The sequence below is a fragment of the Shinella sp. WSJ-2 genome (assembly GCF_003432075.1).
GTDB lineage: Bacteria > Pseudomonadota > Alphaproteobacteria > Rhizobiales > Rhizobiaceae > Shinella.
Genome location: NZ_QWBU01000002.1, coordinates 370,091 through 390,295, shown reverse-complemented (window position 1 = coordinate 390,295; position 20,205 = coordinate 370,091). Strand labels below are relative to the sequence as shown.

Annotated in this window: 18 protein-coding genes and 1 tRNA gene; 8 read left to right on the top strand and 11 right to left on the bottom strand. The window is 63.2% G+C overall.

Features of this window, described 5'->3' with window-relative positions; genetic code table 11:
* Positions 1–49: 49 nt before the first annotated feature.
* Entirely contained in the window at positions 50–1,075 is a 1,026-nt protein-coding gene (locus D0Y60_RS06045) for a tetratricopeptide repeat protein (RefSeq protein ID WP_117367799.1), read from the top strand.
* Positions 1,076–1,123: 48 nt separating this feature from the next.
* Here the strand turns inward: D0Y60_RS06045 and D0Y60_RS06040 are convergent, their stop codons facing one another.
* The gene (locus D0Y60_RS06040) at positions 1,124–2,158 is read right to left on the bottom strand and encodes a proline racemase family protein (RefSeq protein WP_117367797.1); all 1,035 of its coding nucleotides are present in this window, start codon (positions 2,156–2,158) and stop codon (positions 1,124–1,126) included.
* Positions 2,159–2,322: 164 nt separating this feature from the next.
* Here D0Y60_RS06040 and D0Y60_RS06035 point away from each other — a divergent pair, with 164 nt between their 5' ends.
* Together D0Y60_RS06035 and D0Y60_RS06030 are read left to right on the top strand one after the other, a co-directional pair.
* Positions 2,323–3,129, top strand: a complete 807-nt coding sequence (locus D0Y60_RS06035) for a phosphodiesterase (protein ID WP_117367795.1) — start codon at positions 2,323–2,325, stop codon at positions 3,127–3,129.
* A gap of 122 nt (positions 3,130–3,251) precedes the next feature.
* A complete protein-coding gene (locus D0Y60_RS06030) occupies positions 3,252–3,887 on the top strand; it encodes a DUF1236 domain-containing protein (RefSeq protein WP_117367793.1) in 636 nt (211 codons plus the stop codon).
* 60 nt (positions 3,888–3,947) lie between these two features.
* Here D0Y60_RS06030 and D0Y60_RS06025 read toward each other — a convergent pair whose 3' ends face one another.
* The 9 genes from D0Y60_RS06025 to D0Y60_RS05985 form a co-directional block, all read right to left on the bottom strand.
* Complete coding sequence (locus D0Y60_RS06025; RefSeq protein WP_199564113.1) at positions 3,948–5,195, bottom strand: alpha/beta hydrolase; 1,248 nt, start codon at positions 5,193–5,195, stop codon at positions 3,948–3,950.
* 132 nt (positions 5,196–5,327) lie between these two features.
* Complete coding sequence (locus D0Y60_RS06020) at positions 5,328–6,059, bottom strand: FadR/GntR family transcriptional regulator (RefSeq protein ID WP_117367791.1); 732 nt, start codon at positions 6,057–6,059, stop codon at positions 5,328–5,330.
* An 85-nt stretch (positions 6,060–6,144) separates the two neighbouring features.
* The gene (gene yjfF, locus D0Y60_RS06015; protein ID WP_117367789.1) at positions 6,145–7,113 is read right to left on the bottom strand and encodes a galactofuranose ABC transporter, permease protein YjfF; all 969 of its coding nucleotides are present in this window, start codon (positions 7,111–7,113) and stop codon (positions 6,145–6,147) included.
* Positions 7,110–8,135 (bottom strand): ABC transporter permease, encoded by a 1,026-nt coding sequence (locus D0Y60_RS06010; protein ID WP_117367787.1) that lies wholly within the window; start codon positions 8,133–8,135, stop codon positions 7,110–7,112. The genes yjfF and D0Y60_RS06010 overlap by 4 nt, the downstream gene beginning before the upstream one ends.
* Entirely contained in the window at positions 8,132–9,649 is a 1,518-nt protein-coding gene (gene ytfR / locus D0Y60_RS06005; RefSeq protein WP_199564112.1) for a galactofuranose ABC transporter, ATP-binding protein YtfR, read from the bottom strand. The genes D0Y60_RS06010 and ytfR overlap by 4 nt, the downstream gene beginning before the upstream one ends.
* 151 nt (positions 9,650–9,800) lie before the next feature.
* On the bottom strand, positions 9,801–10,763 hold the full coding sequence (gene ytfQ / locus D0Y60_RS06000) for a galactofuranose ABC transporter, galactofuranose-binding protein YtfQ (RefSeq protein WP_117367783.1): 963 nt from the start codon (positions 10,761–10,763) through the stop codon (positions 9,801–9,803).
* Between the two features lie 213 nt (positions 10,764–10,976).
* A tRNA-Arg gene (locus tag D0Y60_RS05995) sits at positions 10,977–11,053 on the bottom strand.
* A 137-nt stretch (positions 11,054–11,190) separates the two neighbouring features.
* Entirely contained in the window at positions 11,191–12,660 is a 1,470-nt protein-coding gene (locus tag D0Y60_RS05990; RefSeq protein ID WP_117367781.1) for a HAMP domain-containing sensor histidine kinase, read from the bottom strand.
* 184 nt (positions 12,661–12,844) lie between these two features.
* Positions 12,845–14,851, bottom strand: coding sequence for a methyl-accepting chemotaxis protein (locus D0Y60_RS05985; protein ID WP_117368426.1), 2,007 nt, complete (start codon positions 14,849–14,851; stop codon positions 12,845–12,847).
* 424 nt (positions 14,852–15,275) lie between these two features.
* On the opposite strand from D0Y60_RS05985, the gene rpmH reads away from it, so the two are divergent.
* The 5 genes from rpmH to yihA all read left to right on the top strand — a co-directional run bounded on the left by rpmH (position 15,276) and on the right by yihA (position 19,418).
* Entirely contained in the window at positions 15,276–15,413 is a 138-nt protein-coding gene (rpmH, locus tag D0Y60_RS05980) for a 50S ribosomal protein L34 (RefSeq protein ID WP_117367779.1), read from the top strand.
* 33 nt (positions 15,414–15,446) lie between these two features.
* Positions 15,447–15,836, top strand: coding sequence for a ribonuclease P protein component (rnpA, locus tag D0Y60_RS05975; RefSeq protein WP_117367777.1), 390 nt, complete (start codon positions 15,447–15,449; stop codon positions 15,834–15,836).
* Positions 15,836–17,638, top strand: a complete 1,803-nt coding sequence (gene yidC / locus D0Y60_RS05970) for a membrane protein insertase YidC (RefSeq protein WP_199564111.1) — start codon at positions 15,836–15,838, stop codon at positions 17,636–17,638. The genes rnpA and yidC overlap by 1 nt, the downstream gene beginning before the upstream one ends.
* 160 nt (positions 17,639–17,798) lie before the next feature.
* Positions 17,799–18,713, top strand: a complete 915-nt coding sequence (locus tag D0Y60_RS05965; RefSeq protein ID WP_117367773.1) for a DMT family transporter — start codon at positions 17,799–17,801, stop codon at positions 18,711–18,713.
* Between the two features lie 51 nt (positions 18,714–18,764).
* Positions 18,765–19,418 (top strand): ribosome biogenesis GTP-binding protein YihA/YsxC, encoded by a 654-nt coding sequence (yihA, locus tag D0Y60_RS05960; RefSeq protein ID WP_117367771.1) that lies wholly within the window; start codon positions 18,765–18,767, stop codon positions 19,416–19,418.
* A 125-nt stretch (positions 19,419–19,543) separates the two neighbouring features.
* Here yihA and D0Y60_RS05955 read toward each other — a convergent pair whose 3' ends face one another.
* Positions 19,544–20,101 (bottom strand): fasciclin domain-containing protein, encoded by a 558-nt coding sequence (locus tag D0Y60_RS05955; protein ID WP_117368424.1) that lies wholly within the window; start codon positions 20,099–20,101, stop codon positions 19,544–19,546.
* Between the last annotated feature and the right edge of the window lie 104 nt (positions 20,102–20,205).

The window sequence follows — 20,205 nt, the reverse complement described above, 5'->3', positions numbered from 1 at the left end:
TTTTGCACCGTTCGTCTAAGGTGCCCCCATCAACGAAGGGAGACGGATCATGACTATGCGATCCAATATGCTGAAGACGGCTGGCCGCGCCCTTTTCTTCGCGGTCCTTCTGGCGGGTGCCGATGGCGCCCGTGCCGACACCATCGATGCCAAATGCGATGCCGCCGCCGGCAGCCGTTATGACATGACGCGCAACATGGCCTTCGCGCCGGTTGAGCTCCAGGACATCAAGATCGGCGCCGCGCTCTCGGCCTGCCGCGAAGCCTACAATTCCCTCCGCAGCCCGCGCATGGCCTTCCAGTTGGCCCGCGCCCTGGAGCGCGCCGGCCAGGATCTTGACGCGATGAAGCTCTATGCTGAGGCCGCAGCGCTCGGTCATACGGTCGCTATGGTCAATTACGGTGCGATGCTTGGAAAACGCGGCGATCCGGCTGCCGAATTCAGCCATTACAAGAAGGCCGCCGAACTGGGTGACATGCTCGGCGCCTACAATCTCGCCGTCGCCTATCGCGATGGGATCGGCACCGAAGTGAACGGCGCGGAAGCCGCCCGGTGGTTCGACAAGGCGTCTGCCGGCGGCGACGAGACCGCCGCCTTCAATCTCGGCGTGCTGCTCGACGACGGCAGCCTCGTCGCCGAGGACAATGCGCGCGCCGCCGCCTATTACAAGCTCGCGGCCGAACGCGGCAGCATCGATGCCATGATCAATCTCGGCCTGATGCTGGAGACCGGCGAAGGCGTTGCCCAGGACCTTACCGCCGCCGCCGGTTATTTCGAGCAGGCGGCCGACAAGGGCGACAGTTTCGGCAAGCTGAAGATCGGCCTGATGCAGCAGAGCGGCACCGGCATCGTCAAGAACATCGAGCAGGCCGTGACCAGCCTCGTCGCCGCCTTCGAAATGCGGGACGTCGATCTCGAAGTCATCCTGCGCGACCAGCCGGACCAACTATCCGCCGATGCGCGCCTTGCCATCAAACAGGTGCTGGCCGACCAGGACCTGATCGAGGACGCCGATACGGCGGAGATCGATCCGATCACCCTCGGCGCCATCGAGAAGCACTACGCTGCGAAGTGAAAAAGCAAAGCCCCGGAGCCGCAGGACGTCGCTCCAGGGCTTTTTGTCTTAGCGGATTTCACCGGCCTGCGGGCCCCAGGTGTCGGTCATGGCGAAACCGTCGGCGAGCGGATCGGTCGGGTCGAGCGCGATCTGGTGCAGGCCGAAGGTCCAGCCGCGGCCGGTGATGGTCGGGATAATCGCCTTGCGGCCGGCGACGACCGTTTCGGCTTCCAGACCCACCTCGAACTGTGAACCGATGATCGAGCGCGAGCGGAACGTGTCGCCGACCTTGACGAGGCCGCGGGCGTGCAGCGTGGCGAGGTTCGCCGAATTGCCGGTGCCGCAGGGCGAGCGATCGACGCGGCCGGGCCACATGGTGGTGGCGGTGCGCACAGTGCCGTCGGGATCGCGGTCGCGGAACATGACATAGGCGATGCCGTTGATCTCGGGGATTTCCGGATGCACGACCTTCATCGACTTGTTGATGAGATCCTTCAGTGCCATGCCGGCATCGACCAGCGCGCGGGCATTGGCCTTTTCGATCTTCGTGCCGATCTGGTCGACATCCACAAGCGCATAGAAGATGCCGCCATAGGAGATGTCGAAGCGCACGCGGCCCCAATGCGGGGTGTCGATCTCGACATCCAGCGCTTCCACGAAGGACGGCACCATCGTGAGCTTGACCTTCTCGCAGCGACCATCGCGGCAGGTCGCCGTCGCCTTGACGAGGCCGGCGGCGGTATCGAGCACGACGACGGTTTCCGGCTCCTTCATCTCGACGATGCCGGATTCCAGCAGCGCGGTCGTGATGCAGATCGAATTGGAGCCCGAGGAGGCATGCGCCTGATCGGCCTGCAAGATGATGAAGCCGGCATCGGCCTCGGGACGCTTGGCCGGCAGAAGCAGGTTCACCGAACCGGTCGCAGCGGCGCGCGGCTCCAGGCACAGGAAGCGGCGCAGGCTGTCGTCGACCGTGTTGATGTAGTTGAGCTGTTCGGCAATGGTGTTGCCGGGGATCTTCGGCACGCCGCCGATTGCCACCTTGCCGATCTCACCCTCGCAATGAACGTCCAGCAGCTGGATCGTGCGCTTCCATCTCATGTCGCTATGCTCCGTTTGGCCAGCCCGCCGGCTGTTTCGCCTTTCTGATATATCAGATTGCCGTCGCTTCCAACTGCTTTTCATGCGGCACGTTCGCACGCTACGAATGCATCCGGCGCGGCCTTCATCCTGCGCCTGAAATAACCCCGCCGCGAGACCCTTTCATGACCAAGCTCATTGTCTTTACAGATCTGCACATGGTGCCCGAGGGCACGAAGATCATCGGCCTCGATCCCTATGATCGGCTGCTTGCCGGCATCGAGCATGTCAACCGCTACCATGCCGATGCCGACCGGGTGATCTTTACCGGCGACCTGACACATCGCGCCGATACACTGTCCTATGAGCGCCTGCACGGCCTGCTCGCCAAACTCGTGCCCCCGGCAGCCATCACTATCGGCAACCACGACTATCGCGACCGTTTCCTGGAAACCTTCTCCCATGTCCAACCGGATGAGAACGGCTTCGTGCAGCAGGCGATCGATTTTCCCGACTGCCGCGTCGTGCTGCTCGACACGCTTTTCGCTCCGCCCTACGACTATCCTTTGAGCCATGCCGGCTATCTATGTGGGACCCGCCTTGCCTGGCTCGACAAGACGCTGGCCAGCGCCGGCACCCTGCCCGTCCTTCTCTTCATGCATCATCCACCGCACAAGACGGGCTTTACCGGCATGGATGCGATCCGGCTATCCAATGAGCACGCCTTCTACGATCTGGTGCTGAAGCACGGCAATGTGCGCCATATCTTCGCCGGCCATGTGCACCGTACGATTGGCGGCTCGCATCGCGGCATTCCCTTCTCGATCTTCAAGAGCCCGGTGCATCAACAGCCGATGCCCTTCGACGCGCCGAACGCCTCGCTTTCGGTCGACGAACCGGCCGCCTACGGCATTGTCGTGGTGACGCCGGAGGGGCTGCAGGTGCATCACGAGGACTACGAAATCGCCAAGCGGGATTCGGAAATCGCCTGAGGCGAGGATTACCGTGCGTTACACATCGTGATGTCCTTTAGACATGATGCGGGAACCGATTCCGACATGTCACGTTGTCTCCGCCGAAGGGGTGGGAAACCCAATCTTCCAAGGAGAAAGACATGCGTAAGATTCTTATGGCAGGTGCCGCTCTGGCCCTTATCGGCGCTTCTGTCGCCCATGCCGATGACCGCGACAAGGAGGTTCTCGGCGGCACCGCCATGGGCGCTGCCGGCGCCACGGCGGGCGCTGTCGTGGGTGGCCCTGTCGGCGCCGTCGTCGGCGGTATGGTCGGCTTCGCCATCGGCGCGGATGCGGCGGTTCCCGATGATGCCCGTGTCTATGTGATGCAAAACCCGACCCCGCCGGTCGTGCTGGATGGCCAGCTGACGGCCGATACGCGCTTCGACAACACGATTGCGCTGACGCCGATCCCGGACCATCCGGATCTCGCCTATGTCTATGTCGATAACCGTCCGGTCATTGTGCGCACGGATAGCCGCCAGGTGATCTACGCGCCCGAGGTCGAGACGACGGCAAGCATTTCCGGCGACATCCCCGAAGCGACCATTACTTATGTGGAACGCCATCCGGTCGAGCCCGTCGTGCTCGAAGGTCCCGTCCAGGCCGGCGCGGTGATCCCCGATACGGTGCAGATCGTCGAGGTGCCGGAAAATCCAAGCTACGGTTATATCTATGTCGACCAGCGCCCGGTGCTCGTCGATCGCAGTTCGCGCGAAGTGATCTGGGTCCGCTAAATCGGACGCAGAATTGAAATCGAAGGGCGGCTCCTTGTAGCCGCCCTTTTCTTTCTGAACCTACTGCCCGGCTGCCGTAACCGTCGTATCTTCGACCGACCGACCGAGGCGGCGCCATTGGTCGTCGTAGTTCTTACGCGTGACCGGATCGAAGACGGCGATCGGCGTGGAGACGACGATGCTCGCCGCACTGCCGACCGTCTCGGCCGTGCCCAGCGCTACGGCACCGAGCCGGTCGCCGAAGCCAACCTCGGAATCCGTCACCGTCTGACCGTCGATCAACCGGTTACCGATCAGGCGCACGACCTCAGGGCTTTCGGCGAATTTGCCGTGGTTCAGACTATCGCCGGATTTCAGCGCCGTCAGGTCGAGCACCGTTATACCCTGTTTTTCCAGCATAGAACGATAGGGCTCCTGCGAGGGGTCGATCTGGCCGAGCCGGTCGACATTGCCGGAGATGCGGCGCGACAGGGTCAGTGCCCGGTCGTCCCGCGAGACGAACAGTGTGAACTGCGGCCGCTCCTTGCCGAGCGCACGCAGCTGCTGGCCGAAAACGTCGACGTCGAGATCGGGCGAGGCGAGAATGACCTGTTGAATCTTTTTCGGCACGCGCCCTTTGCGGATTGCCATCTGGCGCAGCGTCTCCACCGCCAGCCACGTGCCCATGGAATGGGCCATGATGGTTATCTCGCCGACCTTAGGCGATGCGACCGCAGCATTCAGCAGTTCTTCCAGTGCATCGCGCGAATAGTTGGTGCTTTCCTTGTCGTAGGAATAATCGAAAATGCTGGCACGCGAAGGCCAGGTGAAGATGATCGGCGCCGCATCCGTCTTGGAATCATGCACGATCTGCGCAAAGCGGTAGACGGCATCCTCGTAGCGGTTGTTGAAACCGTGCACGAAGATCAGCACGCGCCGGCTTTTCGGCAGGTTGCGGTCAAGCCAGGCGCTCCCGGCCTTCTCCTTGTCGATCGCCTTGACGCTGACCGTGGAGAAATCCTTCATCGGATCGGCCGGCAGCTTCTTCGGCCATTGCACCTGGCCGATCTTGCGCTTGTCGTCAGGCGGAATGGAAATGGCGATGTCGCGCAGCTGGAGATCCGAGCCTCGTTCGCCGGAAAACAGCACGCCCGGCTGCTCGGAGGGGGCGCGCGTGGTTGCGACCAAGAGATCGACGGTCGAAACGCCCGGCGGCGTCTCGCCGCTCGGCACCAATACGCCCTCGGGCCGACCGGCACAGCCAGCCAGCAGAATGACCCCGGCGACAATCACGCGACGCAGTACGCGCGGCATTTCGCGGTGCATCATGTCCCGCTTCCTTCCGCTTTCCAGTTTTCGCCGGTGCGGCGCACCGATGTCCCTGCTTAGCGGAGTGAGGCGCGGTTTAGAAGACAAGCCGTACCAAAGCGCCCATCGACGTCGGGAGGCGTGGCATATCGGTCACGCCGGCCCGGACGACTGCCCGCCCAGCGCATCGGTGATGCGGGCGCGGCCGACGCGGATGACGTTTTCCATGGCGCGGCGTGCGCCATCCTCGTCGCGACGGCGGATTTCCTCGACGATGCGCATATGGTTTGCCGCAACATCGCCGATCTTGATGCGGTCGGACGCCGGCGAACTCAGCTTGAAAACGCCGGCCAGCGCCGCCTCGATCAGGCTGCCGACGGTGCGCATGAAGGGGTTCCGAGCGGCGTCCATCACGGCGAGGTGGAAGCGCAGGTCGGCCAGCGCCAGCGTTTCCGGCGTGTGTTCGGGATCACCCATCGCAACCGCGAGCAGCATCATCTGGTTGATATCCGCCTCCGTCGCGTGGCGCGCGGCAAGCGCTGCGGCCTGCGGCTCGAAGCCGAGGCGGATTTCACTGAGATGGATGAGGAAGACGTCATCGACGCCGACAGCGAAGTGCCAGGTGAGGATATCGCTGTCGAACAGGTTCCACTGGTCCTTCGGCGTCACCCGCGTGCCGATGCGGGCGCGCGGCACGACAAGGCCCTTGGCGGCGAGCGTCTTCATCGCCTCGCGGATGACGGTGCGCGACACACCAAAGCGCGCCTCCATCTCCGTATCGCCCGGCAGCGTCGAACCCACCGGAAACTCGCCGGCGATGATCGCCTTGCCGAGTTCGCCCACCACCTGCGAGTGGCTGGTGCGCGCCACCGCTCCGTTCATCATGGTTTCGAGCAGACCTGTTTTCCGCACCGCCCTGCCCTCAATCTAGAGGCAGAGTGGGCGAAGAGGGGGTGGCGTGCGCAGGAAATCACGCATGCCGCCTCCGCCGGTCCGTGACGTGGATCAGCCCCTTCTGCAACAGGATGAAGGCGAAGAGCAGCAGGCCGATCAGGATCTTCGTCCACCAACTCGACAGCGAGCCGTCGAAGGTGATGTAGGTCTGGATGAGGCCCTGGATGAGGATGCCGACCAGCGTACCCGCGATGAAGCCGGAGCCGCCGGTGAGCAGCGTGCCGCCGATGACGACCGCGGCGATGGCGTCCAGCTCTACGCCCACCGTCGCCAGCGAATAGCCGGCCGAGGTATAGAGCGAGAAGACGATGCCCGAGAGGCCGGCGAGGAACCCGGAGAGCGCATAGATTCCAATTGTCGTGCCCCCGATCGGCACGCCCATCAGCCGCGCCGTCGCAGTACCGCCGCCGAGCGCATAGACATTGGCGCCGAAGCGGGTGCGGTGGGCAATCAGGATGCCGAGCGCGAAGACGAGCAGCATCAACCCGCCGATCAGAGTGATGCGCCCGCCGCCGGGCAGCTTGTAATAGGCGCTCTTCAGCGTGGCGTAGAACGGATGTTTGATGGGGATCGAGTCGATCGACAGGACAAACGCCATGCCTCGCGCCAGAAACATGCCGGCGAGCGTGACGATAAAGGGGGGCATTTCCAGATGATGGATGATCGCCCCCATCAGCGCGCCGAAGGCCGTGGTGATGGCAAGTGCCAGTACGAAGGCGACGAGCGGATGGATCGACGTCGCCTGAAGCAGCACGGCGAGGAAGACGCCGGTGAAGGCGATGACCGCGCCGATCGAGAGATCGATGCCACCCGAGAGGATGACGAAGGTCATGCCGACGGCGGCGATGCCGAGAAAGGCATTGTCCGTCAGCAGGTTGCCGATGACGCGCGTCGACAGCATGTTGGGATATTGCGCGATGCAGACGGCATAGGCGATCAGGAAGATTGCGATCGTCGCAGTGAGCGGAAGGTAACGCGGGTTCATTTCGCCTCCCCGGCCGTCTTCTTTTCCGATGCGCGGGCACGGGAGAGAAAGACGAAGGCCGACTGCGCGCGCGGCGACTGGATGACGAGGATCAGCACGATGATCGCCGCCTTGATGATGAGGTTGAATTCCGGCGGGAAGCCCGAAAGCAGGATGCCGGTATTGACCGACTGGATGATCAACGCGCCGATCAGCGAGGCGGCAATCGAGAAGCGCCCGCCGAGCAGCGACGTACCGCCGACGACGACCGCCAGGATCGCATCGAGCTCCAGCCAGAGCCCGGCATTGTTGGCATCCGCCCCCCGGATATCGGCGGCGGCAATGATGCCGGCAAGCGCCGCACAGAGGCCCGACAGCACATAGGCCGCGATCAGCAGCACGCCCGTCGAGACACCCGACAGCATGGCGGCGCGGCGGTTGACGCCGAGTGCCTCGATCAGCATGCCGAGCGCCGTGCGCCGCACGAGGAGCGCCACGATGACTCCAAAGGCAAACCAGATCACAACGGGCATAGGCAGGCCGAACAGCGAACCGCTGCCGATGAAGATCAGCCCGGCGTCGTTGAAGGTGAGGATAGCGCCTTCGGTGATCAACTGGGCGATGCCACGTCCGGCGACCATCAGCACCAGTGTCGCGATGATCGGCTGAATATCGAGCACGGCGACGAGGATGCCGTTCCACAAGCCGCAGAGAATGCCGGTGCCGAGCGTGATCAGGAGCGTCATGGCAAGCGAATGGCCGGACGTGATGGCGGCCGCAGCCACCGCGCCGCAGATCGCCATGACGGCGCCGACCGAGAGGTCGATGCCCTTGGTGGCGATAACGACCGTCATGCCGATGGCGAGCAGCGCCACCGGCGCGCCTCGGTTCAGGATGTCGATCAGGCTGCCGTAGAGCCGGCCATTCTGCATTTCAAGACGGAAGAAGCCGGGAAAGGCGATGGAGACCATCAGCAGGATGACGGCGAGTGCCGCAACCTGTGGGAAGAGCCTGACCGCATAGGCTTTCAGTGTCGCGCTCATGCGTCCGCCTTCCCGGCAGAGGCGGCAATCGCCTCGACGATGCCGTCGGTCGTCACCTGGTTGCCGACGAGTTCCGCGACATGCGCCCGGTCGCGCAGCACGATGACGCGGCTCGAATAGGCGACGAGTTCTTCCAGTTCGGACGAGATCACGATTAGCGACATGCCTTTCCCGCAGAGCTCCTCGATAAGGCGAATGATTTCCGCATGCGCTCCGACATCGATGCCGCGCGTCGGCTCGTCGAGGATCAGGAAATCCGGGTTGGTGGCGAGCCAGCGCGCGAGGATCGCCTTCTGTTGGTTGCCGCCTGACAGAAGCCGGATCGGCTTTTCGCGGTCGCTGGTACGGATATCGAGCGCCTTGATATAGTCGTCGGCCAGCCGGTCCTGTTCGCTACGGCTGATCGGCCGCGCCCAGCCGCGCCTTGCCTGCAAGGCGAGCGCGATGTTCTCGCGCACCGAGAGATCGCCGATGATGCCGTCGACCTTGCGATCCTCTGGACAGAAGCCGAATTTTTCGCGGATGGCGGACCGTGGCGACGAGAGGTCGAGCGTGCGGCCATCAGCCTCCGCCGTGCCGCTATCGGCCCGCTCGGCACCGAACAGTATCTCCGCCGTCTCGGTGCGCCCCGAGCCGAGCAGGCCGGCAATACCGACCACCTCGCCCCTGCGCACATCGAGATCGAAGGCCTGGATATGGCCCTTGCGGCCGAAATTGCGAAAGCGGAAACGGACCTCGCCGCCCTCGCCCTTCGCGCCATGCTCCGCCGCCACCTCCTGCACCAGCTCGCGGCCGAGCATCATGGCGATGAGATCGCGGCGCGGCAGGTCCGCCGTCGCCCGCGTGCCGACGAGCTTTCCGTTGCGCAGCACGGTGATGCGGTCGGAGATGTCGTAGACCTGTTCGAGGAAGTGGGTGATGAATATGATGCCGAGGCCGCGCGCCTTCAGGCGGCGCACGATGCGAAACAGCATCGCCACTTCATGCGCATCGAGGCTGGCCGTCGGCTCGTCGAGGATCAGCACCTTGCCCGAGAGATCGACGGCGCGCGCAATCGCGATGACCTGCTGCACCGCCACCGAATAGGCGGCAAGCTCGGCGGTGACATCGATATCGAGGTCGTATTCGGCGAGCAGCGCTTTCGCGCGTCGGTTCATGTCGCGGCTGTCGATAAAGCCGAAGCGCTTTGGCTGGCGGCCGAGGAAGAGGTTTTCGGCGACCGTGAGGTTCGGCAGGAGATTGACCTCCTGGTAGACCGTGCCGATGCCGAGATTCTGGGCTTCCAGCGTGCTCTGCGGATCGACATCCGCGCCGTCGAGCAGGATGCGCCCGCCATCGCGGCGATAGGCGCCGGTCAGGCATTTGACGAGCGTCGACTTGCCCGCGCCGTTTTCGCCGAGCAGCGCATGGACCTCGCCGCGGTGAAGCGAAAAATCGACGCCGTCGAGCGCCCTGGCACCGGGAAAGATCTTGTCGATCGCCGTTGCCGAAAGAATGGAGGTACTCGCCTGCATGATCCCACCCGTGTGACGTCTGCCGCCCGCCGCCCCAACGGGAGACGGCAGGCGAACCGGCCGATCCGGCGAAAAACCGTATCAGCCGAATGCTAGGGGGCGGATGCCCCGCGTCAAGTTAGGAGCCGGACGCGGGGCTCCCGGGAGGAGATCAGTAGCCGAGGCCCTTCTTCTCCTCGTAGACCTTCTGCGGATCGTCAGCCTGGGTGTAGAGCTTGGATTCCGTCTGGATCCACTTCGGCGGCTCCTTGCCGTCCTTCAGGAAGGCATCGAGCGCGTCGAGCGCGGGGCCTGCCATGTTCGGCGTCAGCTCCACGGTGGCGTTGGCTTCGCCGGCCGCCATGGCCTGGAAGATATCCGGAACGGCGTCAATGGAGACGACGAGGATATCCTTGCCCGGTTTCAGGCCGGCTTCCTTGATCGCCTGGATGGCGCCGACGGCCATGTCGTCGTTATGGGCGTAGAGCGCGCAGATGTTCTTGCCGCCGTCTTCCGCCTTCAGGAAGCTTTCCATGACTTCCTTGCCCTTGGTGCGGGTGAAGTCGCCGGTCTGGCTGCGGATGATCTTCAGGTTGTCCTTGCCGGCGAGCGCTTCCTCAAAACCCTTCTTGCGGTCGATGGCCGGCGACGAACCCGTCGTGCCCTGCAATTCGACGACGTTGCACGGCTTGCCGGCAACGGTATCGACCAGCCACTTGCCGGCAACGTTGCCTTCATGGACGAGGTCGGAGGTGACGGCCGTCAGGTAAAGGTCCTTCGAGGCATCGACCGTGCGGTCGAGCAGGATGACCGGGATTTCCGCATCCTTGGCTTCCTGCAACACTTCATCCCAGCCCGTGGCGACGACGGGGGCGATCAGGATGGCATCGACATCCTGCGCGATGAACGAGCGCAGCGCCTTGATCTGGTTTTCCTGCTTCTGCTGGGCGTCGGCGAATTTCAGGTCGATGCCGCGCTTTTCAGCCTGCTGCTTGGTGAGCGTTGTTTCGGCAGCGCGCCAGCCGGATTCCGAACCGATCTGCGAAAAACCGATGGTGAGATCGGCGGCGGATGCGGCGCTGAACATCGAGGCAGCAAGGATCGTGGCACTTGCGAGTGCGATTTTGAATTTCATGATGTCCTCCCAAAGAAAGCTGCTCCTCAGCAGCAGGCTTAAAACATCATATTGTATTACTATTGTAAACGGCCAAAAGTTGCCTGAAGCGATTTTTTTGATCGCTTCGCGGGAATGCTGATTTCACAGCGGGGAAAACGAAAAAAGCGCCAAACGGCGCGTGAAGGATCGCCCTAGCAGGGCGCAATCAACCGGCCTATTCAGGAAGAGAAATGGCGCACCCGAAGAGATTCGAACTCCTGACCCCCAGATTCGTAGTCTGGTGCTCTATCCAGCTGAGCTACGGGTGCGCTGACAGCGGGGCGTTTGGTGCCCGTCTGTGAGGCGGTTCACTAAAGGGTACTCCGGGTTATTGCAAGCGCCTTTCTCAGAAAAAATGCACTTTTTTCACCGTCCCGTCATATCCGATCAGCAACCGCCTCGGAAATCAGGCGCGGTGACGGAAGGCATCGAGGGGGACGGGGCGGTCGGGCAGCTCGATGCGAAAGAGCGTGCCGGGCGTCGCCTTTTCAACGAGCGCGATCGTGCCGCCGTGGGCGAGCACCAGTTCGCGGGCGATGGCGAGGCCGAGGCCCGTGCCGCCGGAACGAACGGAGCCGCGGAAGGCGGCGAAGAGGTTTTCGCGCGCCTTGGCGGGCATGCCGGGGCCGTTGTCATCGATGGCGATCGAGACGACCGCACCGGTGCGCAGACCCGTCACCATGACGGCGCGGCGCTCGCCGCCGAGATCCTGCGCCAGCGCCTCCACGGCGTTGCGGCAGAGATTGTGAATGACGCGGAAGAGCTGCTCGCCATCGGCATCGACTTCGAGTGCCGGCTCGATCTGCACAACGAAATCGATATCGCCGCGCGTATCAAGCGCCAACACCTCCGACACCTCCTGCACCAGAGGGCGCAATGCCACGAAACGGCGGCGCGGTTCCGGCTCGCGCATGCGGCCGTAGGAGAGCACTTCATTCGTATAGCCCACCGCCCGGTCGATGCTGCGCAGCAGTTTCGGCGCGACGCGCTTGACCACGGGATCGTCGACGTCGGACAGGCGGTCGGACATCAGCTGCGCCGAAGACAAGATGTTGCGCATGTCATGGTTGATCTTTGAGACGGCCAGCCCAAGATCGGCGAGGTTCTTCTGTTCCTTCAGCGTGCGCTGCAACGTCTGCTGCATGGCGGCCAGATGGATGCCGGCGACAGCGATCTCGTCGCGGCCGCCGGAAGGCACCAGCACGCGCGCCGGATTAGCGGGATCGGCGGTGAAGGCCTGGATGTTTTCCGTCATCCGGCGCACCGGGCGGATCAGCAGGCGGTTGAGCGCAAAAAAGATGGGGCTTGCCGTGACCAGCGAGATGATCATCGAGAGGATGAAGACATTGCGTGCATAGGTGAGCATGGCGCGGCGCAGCTTCTGTTCGTCGAGCAGGAGCTCGATGCGCGTGCTCGTCTCGCCGACCGGCCCATAGACGCGGATGACGCGCTTGCCGCCGAAGAGCAGCGTGTCAAAGGCATCATAGATAGCTGTCGGCAGCGAGACGTCGGAAAGGTCGTATTGTGCGTCGATGCTCGGCGGCATGTCGACAGCCGCCACCATGCGCGAAGCATCCGCCTTCTTGAGCACGATCGCCTTGGCGCCGGTCGCCATCAGCGTTTCCTGCTGCACGGAGCGCGGCAGCTCTTGGTCCGGCAGCCCCTCGATGACGACGCTGGCCGCCGCCGCCGTGTTCAAGCGGTCGCGCAGCCATTGAAGGCGCATATTGGCGACCGAGGGGGCGAAGATGAGCACTTCGGCGATCAGCACGAAGGCGGCGGTGAGGAGCAGCAGGCGGCCCGACAGGCCGGACAGATACCCGGCCGCCGGCACCGGCGCTTCGGTCAGGGACGCCGCGGCGTCTCTCTCCATCATTTCTCAACTCCCGGCGGCAAGTGCTTGGCAAATGACAGCGGGCCGGAAGCGCGTCCCTGCGCCGCCTGCCCCGCCGATGCCGTAATTATAAGAGATTGCGGCGATTTTTCCAACGCCGGTTCAAAATGCAAAACGCGGCGGTGTCGCCACCGCCGCGTTATCATTCTCGCGATCCCTGTAAGGATCAGAACTCTTCCCAGTTTTCCTGGGCGACGGCGGCGGTTGCCACAGCACGGTTGCCGCCGAAGGCACGGGCGACATTGCCCATCATGCGGCGAGCCGGCGACTCCACAGGGCGGCTTTCCGCGCGGGCGGGCGCCACATACTGCGCGGCATCCCCGGTGCGGAAGCGGGCGACGAGATCGGCCAGGCTATCGGCCTCCCCTTTCAGCTTGTGCGTGGCGGCCGAGGTTTCCTCGACCATCGCTGCATTGTGCTGCGTCACCTGGTCCATCTGGTTGATGGCGGTGCTGATTTCCTGCAGACCGGTCGCCTGTTCGCGCGCGGCCGTGGCGATGGCATGGATGCGGTCGTTGATGGTGACGACACGGGTTTCGATGTCGGAGAGGGCAGCCCCCGTCTCCTGGACATATTTCACGCCGACGGCGACTTCACTGCCCGATTTGGTAATCAGGCCCTTGATGTCCTTGGCCGCGCTGGCGGCGCGCTGGGCGAGTTCACGCACTTCCTGCGCGACGACGGCAAAACCCTTGCCGGCTTCACCGGCACGCGCTGCTTCAACGCCGGCGTTCAGTGCCAGCAGGTTGGTCTGGAAGGCGATTTCGTCGATCACAGAGATGATCTGGCTGATCTCACTGGAAGCCTGCTCGATGCGCCCCATGGCATCGATGGCGTTGCGCACGATGGCGCCGGACTGTTTTGCGCTCTGCGTCGCCTCGCCGACCATCGAGGTCGCCTCGTTGGCCCGCTCCGTCGAATTCTTGACGGCAGCGGTGATCTCTTCGAGAGCCGCTGAGGTTTCCTCCAACGCCGCGGCCTGCTGCTCGGTGCGCTTGGACAGATCGTCCGAGGCGGTGCGCAGCTCGCCGGAATTGGCATTGATGGCGTCCGTCGAACCGCGCACATCGCGCATGGTGCGCTGGAGCGTGGCAAGCGTTGCGTTGACGTTCTGCTGCAGCTCGGCAAAGGCGCCGCGGAAGGCGCCGTTCATGGTCTGCGTCAGGTCGCCGTCCGCCAGCGAGCCGATGACGCGGCGGGTTTCGGCAATGCCTTCCTCGACGCCGGCCACCAGCTCATTGACGGAGCGGGCAAAGCGGTTGAGGTCTTCGTTGTGATAATCCTTGCTGATGCGCGAGGAGAAGTCGCCGGCGGCGGCCGCATGTACGACGGTCGCGATGGAGGACTGGAGATCCGCACTCTTTTCGCGCAGAATCTGTTCCTGGGCGTTGAGGTCGCGCACGGTGATGGCGTTCTGGCGGAAGACGGCAACGGCGGCGGCCATTTCGCCGATTTCGTCCTTACGGCCGGCATAAGGCACTTCCGTTTCAAGATCGCCGCCGGCAAGACGGTTCATCGTGTCGGTGACCTCCTGGATCGGGCGGCTGAGTTCGTTGGTCGCTATATAGAAAGCGATACCGCCGCCCAGAACGAGGCCGGCACCGACCGTGCCGAGCACGAGCGTCAGCATAAGGGCCTCGAAGGAGGCGATGTCGGCCTTGATCGCCGTCAGGTTCTCGTTGTCCGTCTGAACGACAGCATCGATTTCCTTCTGGAAGGCCTTGCGGTTGGCGCGGTTCAGTTCGTTATTGCCTTGCTCGTTGGCGGCGGCAATCGATTCCGTCGTGCCGAGGCGGGCCGTTTCCATGCGGAAAGTGCGGAATTCGGCGGCGCGCGAAACCACGGCGTCGAATGCGGCCTTCTGCACGTCGGGAACGAGCGGCTGCCACTCCTTGAGCGTCGCGTCGATACCGTCGAGTTCCTTGGCGATGCCATCGGCAAACTTCTTGGCACCCTCGGTGTCTTTGGCAGCATAGACGCCGCGCGCCTCCATGACGACGGCGGTGACCTGACGGTTCAGATGTTCGCCGAGGAAGGCGCGGTCGGCGGCGTTCTCGTATTGATGCAGCTTGTCACTGTATTCCGAGACCACATGGACGGCGATGGCGCCGATGAGGACGGAAATGAAGCCCATCACACCCACGATGAGGTAAATCTTGCCGCGTATCTTCACATCATACTCCAAAGGCACAGCTGACGACCAGGAAAACGACATCATCGTCCTCCCCAAGACCTCGACGGTAAACGCTAAAGGTTAATTAGAATTTGATGCAACCGCCCAGAAATCAGGCATTTAAGACCTCGCTTACGTTGCGGGCGCAAAAAATATTGAGGAAAATCAGGAATAAAGCCTGACGTTACGTTATCCAAATGTCACCAAGGACAAGGCGTGCGCAACCACAGATAGTTTCCATCTTAACGAATGTGGCAGCTGGACAGCCGTCAAAGCCGCAATTGACTTTTAAGCGTCTTTGCCCTTATAAGCCGCGCACGTCCGGACAGCCTGGCTTCCCGCGAGGGCAAGCCTGTGTCGGACTTTCAACGCTGATTGCGTAAAGCAAAACCCAAGAAGGGCCGCACACCGCGGTATTAAATAAATGTCGAAGCGTACCTACCAACCCTCCAAGCTTGTCCGCAAGCGTCGTCACGGCTTCCGCGCCCGCATGGCTACCAAGGGCGGCCGCAAGGTCCTGTCCGCACGCCGCGCACGCGGCCGCGCGAGCCTCTCGGCCTAAGGCCGTGTCTGCCCGAACAGAGGCGACGGGCATATGACGAAAAAAGTTAGACAATCTGCTGTCGGACGGCTGAAAAGCCGTCCGCAGTTTCTTTTTGTGCGTGAGGGCGAGAAGCGCAAGGGACCTCTGTTCCTTCTCGAAGTGCGCAACCGGCAGATGCCGGACGAACCGCCCCGCGTCGGCTTCACCGTTACCAAGAAGCACGGCAATGCCGTGGAACGCAATCGCATGCGCCGGCGCCTGAAAGAGGCGGTGCGGCTATCGGCCGGGTTTGCAATGGAGCCCGGACACGACTATGTGGTTGTCGCCAGAAGGGATGTGCTCGGCGCGTCCTTCGAAACCTTGAAGGCCGGTCTGAAGGACCGGATCGCGACGCGGCAGAAACAAAAGCAGCAGCGCCCTGCTGCTCCCGGGAAAGAGTGATGGAAAACAACCGCAATTATTTCGTGGCGATCGCACTGTCGGTGCTGATCCTCGTCGCGTGGCAGTTCCTCTATGTGAACCCCAAACTGGACAAGGACCGCGCCGCGCTGGAAGCGCAGCAGGCCACCCAGACGCAGCAGACGACGACGGCCGCCGACGGCACCGCGACGACGACGACCGCGACCAACGGCACCCTGCCGGGTGGCGCGGCCACGGGCACGACGACCGAAACGCGCGACGCCGCGATCGCCAAGTCCGCCCGCGTCGAGATCGACACACCCTCGCTCGCTGGTTCGATTAATCTCACGGGCGCCCGCTTCGACGACCTGAAGCTCAAGGAATTCCACGAGACCGTCGACAAGACGAGCCCGATCATCACGCTTCTGAGCCCGGCCGAGACCGAACACGGCTATTTCGCCGAAGTCGGCTATGTCGGCAGCGACGCGACGGGCACCGTTCCCGGCCCGCAGACCGTCTGGACGCAGGACGGCACCGGCAAGCTGACGCAGACGACCCCCGTGAAGCTCACCTTCACCAATGACAAGGGCGTCGTCTTCACCCGCACCGTCTCGGTCGACGAACACTACATGTTCACCATCACCGACAGCATCGAGAACCGTACGGACGCGGCCATCGCGCTCTCGCCCTATGGCCGCGCAACGCGCTTCTTCAAGCCGAAGGACCCGTCGGTCTACGTGCTGCATGAGGGGTTCATCGGCGTGCTCGGCGATCTGGGCCTGCATGAGGTGAAGTACAAGGAAACCGAGGACGACACAACGGTCTCGCCCGGCAAGGCGACCGGCGGCTGGCTCGGCATCACCGACAAGTACTGGGCGACCGCGCTCGTACCGCCGCAGGCCACCCCCTACGACACGCGTTTCTCCTACTTCACGGACGGCCGCCCGCGCTACCAGGCGGATTACCGCCAGGACGACATCACTATCGCGCCCGGCCAGAAGACCGACGTCAAGAACCTGTTCTTCGGCGGCGCCAAGGAAGTGCCCGTCATCGACGGCTACAAGACGTCCCTTTCGATCCCGCATTTCGACCTGATGATCGACTGGGGCTGGTTCTGGTTCTTCACCAAGCCGATGTTCCAGCTGATGGACTTCTTCTTCCGCTATTTCGGCAATTTCGGCATCGCGATCCTGATCACCACGATCGTCGTGAAGGGCCTGTTCTTCCCGCTCGCCAGCAAGCAGTACGCTTCCATGGCGAACATGAAGAAGATGCAGCCGAAGATGGAGGAGCTGAAGGCCAAGCACGGCGACGACCGCATGGCGCTGCAGCAGGCCACGATGCAACTCTACAAGGAAGAGAAGATCAACCCGCTGGCCGGCTGCTGGCCGATTCTCCTGCAGATCCCGGTGTTCTTCGCGCTCTACAAGGTGATCTACGTCACCATCGAAATGCGCCACGCTCCGTTCTTCGGCTGGATTCACGACCTGTCCGCGCCCGATCCGACGTCGTTGTTCAACCTCTTCGGCCTTCTGCCCTACGACGTGCCGCATTTCCTGATGATCGGCGTCTGGCCGCTCATCATGGGTGTCACCATGTTCCTGCAGATGCGCATGAACCCGACGCCGCCGGATCCGACCCAGGCGATGATCTTCACCTGGATGCCGCTGATCTTCACCTTCATGCTGGCGACCTTCCCGGCGGGCCTCGTGATCTACTGGGCCTGGAACAACACGCTCTCGATCATCCAGCAGGCGATCATCATGAAGCGCCACGGTGTGAAGATCGAGCTCTTCGACAATCTCAAGGGGTTGTTCAGCAAGAAAGCCAAACCATCGTCCTGACGCTTTCAGGATTGAGAGACACGAACCCCGGCCATGTGCCGGGGTTTTGTTTTTAAGGCCTTCCGCCAAGCCCGCTTGCGACATCGCCTCGTCGCTGGCATGGAAGCGGTGCGGGCGCATCCCTGTCATGCTCGCGACAATCCCTTTTCTGCGAGCGCCCATGTCCTCCGCCTCCACCCTTCCGGTCACGCCCACTCTCCCGGAAAGCCGCGGACAGGGTTTCGGCGCAGCCCTGGTGCTGGGCGCAGCCGTCGCCTGGAGCTTCGGCGGCACCCTGGCGCGTTTCCTGCATATCGAAGACGGCTGGACGGTCGTGTTCTGGCGCTCGCTCTTCGCCGCGCTCTTCCTACTGGGCTTCATGCTGGTGCGTGACGGGCCGCGCGGCACCGTGCAGCTCTTCAGGGGCATGGGCCTTGCCGGCATTGCCGTCGGCATCTGTTTTGCCACCGCCTCCACCTCCTTCATCCTGGCGCTCGCCTATACGACCGTCGCCAATGTCATGCTGATCCAGGCCGGCGTGCCGCTGATCGCCGCCCTGATGGCCTGGATGCTGTTTCGCGAAAAGATCGCCACGCATACCTGGATCGCCATTGCCGCCGTGATCGGCGGCGTCGCCATCATGGTCTCGGAATCGCTCGGCGGTGGCGCCTCGATGATCGGCGATGCGCTCGCTCTCCTCATCGCCTTCGCCTTTGCCAGCGCTACGATCATCACCCGCCGCTTCGCCCATGTACGCATGACGCCCGCCGTCTTCCTCGGCACGGTCATCGCCGGCACGACGGCGGCAAGCCAGGCCTCGGGCTTTGCCATCACGGCGAGCGAGCTCGGAATCCTCATCGTCTTCGGCGCGCTGAATTTCGGCCTCGGCCTCGCCCTCTTCGTGACCGGCGCCCGCCTGATCCCCTCCGCACTCGCCGCCCTGCTCGGCACCGCCGAGACGGTGCTGGGGCCGCTCTGGGTGGCGCTCATCCATGGCGAAATCCCGAGCCCCTATACGGTCATCGGCGGCGCCATCGTGCTGACCGCGCTCATCTGCTATCTCGGTGTCGAGCTGTGGCGGCAGCGCCGCGCTTGACTTTCGCGGCCAAAACCCGGAAGCCGGGGGCCTGATAACAAAGGCAAAGCAATGACAGAGACGACCATACCGGGCGACAAGCCGCTGTTCGGCAGGCCGTGGATCTTCATCCGCGGCGTGCCCGCCATGAAATTCCTGCCGCCCGAGGGACCGCCGGAGATTGCCTTTGCCGGCCGCTCGAATGTCGGCAAGTCGTCGCTGATCAATGCGCTGGTCGGCCACAAGGGCCTTGCCCGTACCTCTAACACGCCCGGCCGCACCCAGGAACTCAACTATTTCGTGCCCGACGGCTTTTCCGGCGAAGAAGGCGACCTGCCGCCGATGGCGCTGGTCGACATGCCCGGCTACGGCTATGCCCAGGCGCCGAAAGAGCATGTCGACGCCTGGACCAAGCTGGTCTTCGACTATCTGCGCGGCCGCTCCACGCTGAAGCGCGTCTATGTGCTGATCGACAGCCGCCACGGCATCAAGAAGAACGACGAGGAAGTGCTCACCCTGCTCGACAAGGCCGCCGTCTCCTATCAGGTCGTGCTGACCAAGACGGACAAGATCAAGGATGCCGGCGTGCCGCGCCTCATCGAGGAAACCCGCCTGAAGATCGTCAAGCGCCCTGCCGCCTATCCGGAGGTGCTGTCCACCTCCTCGGAAAAGGGCCGCGGCCTCGACGAGTTGCGCAACGCCATCCTGACGGCCATCGAGCGTTAAAAAGGCCGCCGGAAGACCGGCGGTGTTTCCCTGCATTAAAAAAAGGCCGCCGGAAGACCGGCGGCCAGGGCTGGCGAGGGACTGGTATCCCGCGCGGGTTCATGAACGACGCGGGACCTTGAGGCTCAGGCCTTCGGCAGCAGAACCTTGTCGATGACATGGATGACGCCGTTCGACTGTTTGACGTCGGCGATCGTCACGGTCGCGACACCGCCCGTCTCGTCTGTCAGCGTGATCTTGTCGCCATCCATCTTCGCCGTCAGCGTGCAGCCGCCGACGGTCTTGACCGGGTGCGCACCGCCATCGTCCTTGATCATCTTGCCGATCGCGTCCGACATCGCATCAGCCCCCACGACATGGCAAGTCAGCACCTTGGTGAGCTGGTCCTTGTTTTCAGGCTTCAGCAGCGTATCGACCGTGCCGGCCGGCAGCGCCTCGAAGGCTTCGTTGGTCGGCGCGAAGACCGTGAACGGGCCCTTGCCGGAAAGTGTCTCGACCAGACCGGCAGCCTTCACGGCGGCGACCAGCGTCGTGTGATCCTTCGAGTTGACGGCGTTTTCTACGATGTTCTTTTCGGCGTACATCGGCGCACCGCCGACCATCGGGTTTTCGGCATGGGCGGCAAAGGCGCCGAGCGTGAAGACCGTGGCAAGGGCGGCGGTGCGGAGCGTGAAACGGGTCATGGTGGGACTGTCCTTCTTTTCGGCCCGCGACATGCGGGACCTCCCATTGCGATGCCCATCGGGCGATCCTTGCGAGCAACGGGACCTTTCGAAAAAGAGTTTCA

Excerpts from the sequence above, each read along its gene's own strand:
- D0Y60_RS06045 (WP_117367799.1), top strand. The coding sequence starts at position 50 with ATGACTATGCGATCCAATATGCTGAAGACGGCTGGCCGCGCCCTTTTC.
- D0Y60_RS06040 (WP_117367797.1), bottom strand. The coding sequence starts at position 2,158 with ATGAGATGGAAGCGCACGATCCAGCTGCTGGACGTTCATTGCGAGGGT.
- D0Y60_RS06035 (WP_117367795.1), top strand. The coding sequence starts at position 2,323 with ATGACCAAGCTCATTGTCTTTACAGATCTGCACATGGTGCCCGAGGGC.
- D0Y60_RS06030 (WP_117367793.1), top strand. The coding sequence starts at position 3,252 with ATGCGTAAGATTCTTATGGCAGGTGCCGCTCTGGCCCTTATCGGCGCT.
- D0Y60_RS06025 (WP_199564113.1), bottom strand. The coding sequence starts at position 5,195 with ATGATGCACCGCGAAATGCCGCGCGTACTGCGTCGCGTGATTGTCGCC.
- D0Y60_RS06020 (WP_117367791.1), bottom strand. The coding sequence starts at position 6,059 with ATGATGAACGGAGCGGTGGCGCGCACCAGCCACTCGCAGGTGGTGGGC.
- yjfF (WP_117367789.1), bottom strand. The coding sequence starts at position 7,113 with ATGAACCCGCGTTACCTTCCGCTCACTGCGACGATCGCAATCTTCCTG.
- D0Y60_RS06010 (WP_117367787.1), bottom strand. The coding sequence starts at position 8,135 with ATGAGCGCGACACTGAAAGCCTATGCGGTCAGGCTCTTCCCACAGGTT.
- ytfR (WP_199564112.1), bottom strand. The coding sequence starts at position 9,649 with ATGCAGGCGAGTACCTCCATTCTTTCGGCAACGGCGATCGACAAGATC.
- ytfQ (WP_117367783.1), bottom strand. The coding sequence starts at position 10,763 with ATGAAATTCAAAATCGCACTCGCAAGTGCCACGATCCTTGCTGCCTCG.
- D0Y60_RS05990 (WP_117367781.1), bottom strand. The coding sequence starts at position 12,660 with ATGATGGAGAGAGACGCCGCGGCGTCCCTGACCGAAGCGCCGGTGCCG.
- rpmH (WP_117367779.1), top strand. The coding sequence starts at position 15,276 with ATGTCGAAGCGTACCTACCAACCCTCCAAGCTTGTCCGCAAGCGTCGT.
- rnpA (WP_117367777.1), top strand. The coding sequence starts at position 15,447 with ATGACGAAAAAAGTTAGACAATCTGCTGTCGGACGGCTGAAAAGCCGT.
- yidC (WP_199564111.1), top strand. The coding sequence starts at position 15,836 with ATGGAAAACAACCGCAATTATTTCGTGGCGATCGCACTGTCGGTGCTG.
- D0Y60_RS05965 (WP_117367773.1), top strand. The coding sequence starts at position 17,799 with ATGTCCTCCGCCTCCACCCTTCCGGTCACGCCCACTCTCCCGGAAAGC.
- yihA (WP_117367771.1), top strand. The coding sequence starts at position 18,765 with ATGACAGAGACGACCATACCGGGCGACAAGCCGCTGTTCGGCAGGCCG.
- D0Y60_RS05955 (WP_117368424.1), bottom strand. The coding sequence starts at position 20,101 with ATGACCCGTTTCACGCTCCGCACCGCCGCCCTTGCCACGGTCTTCACG.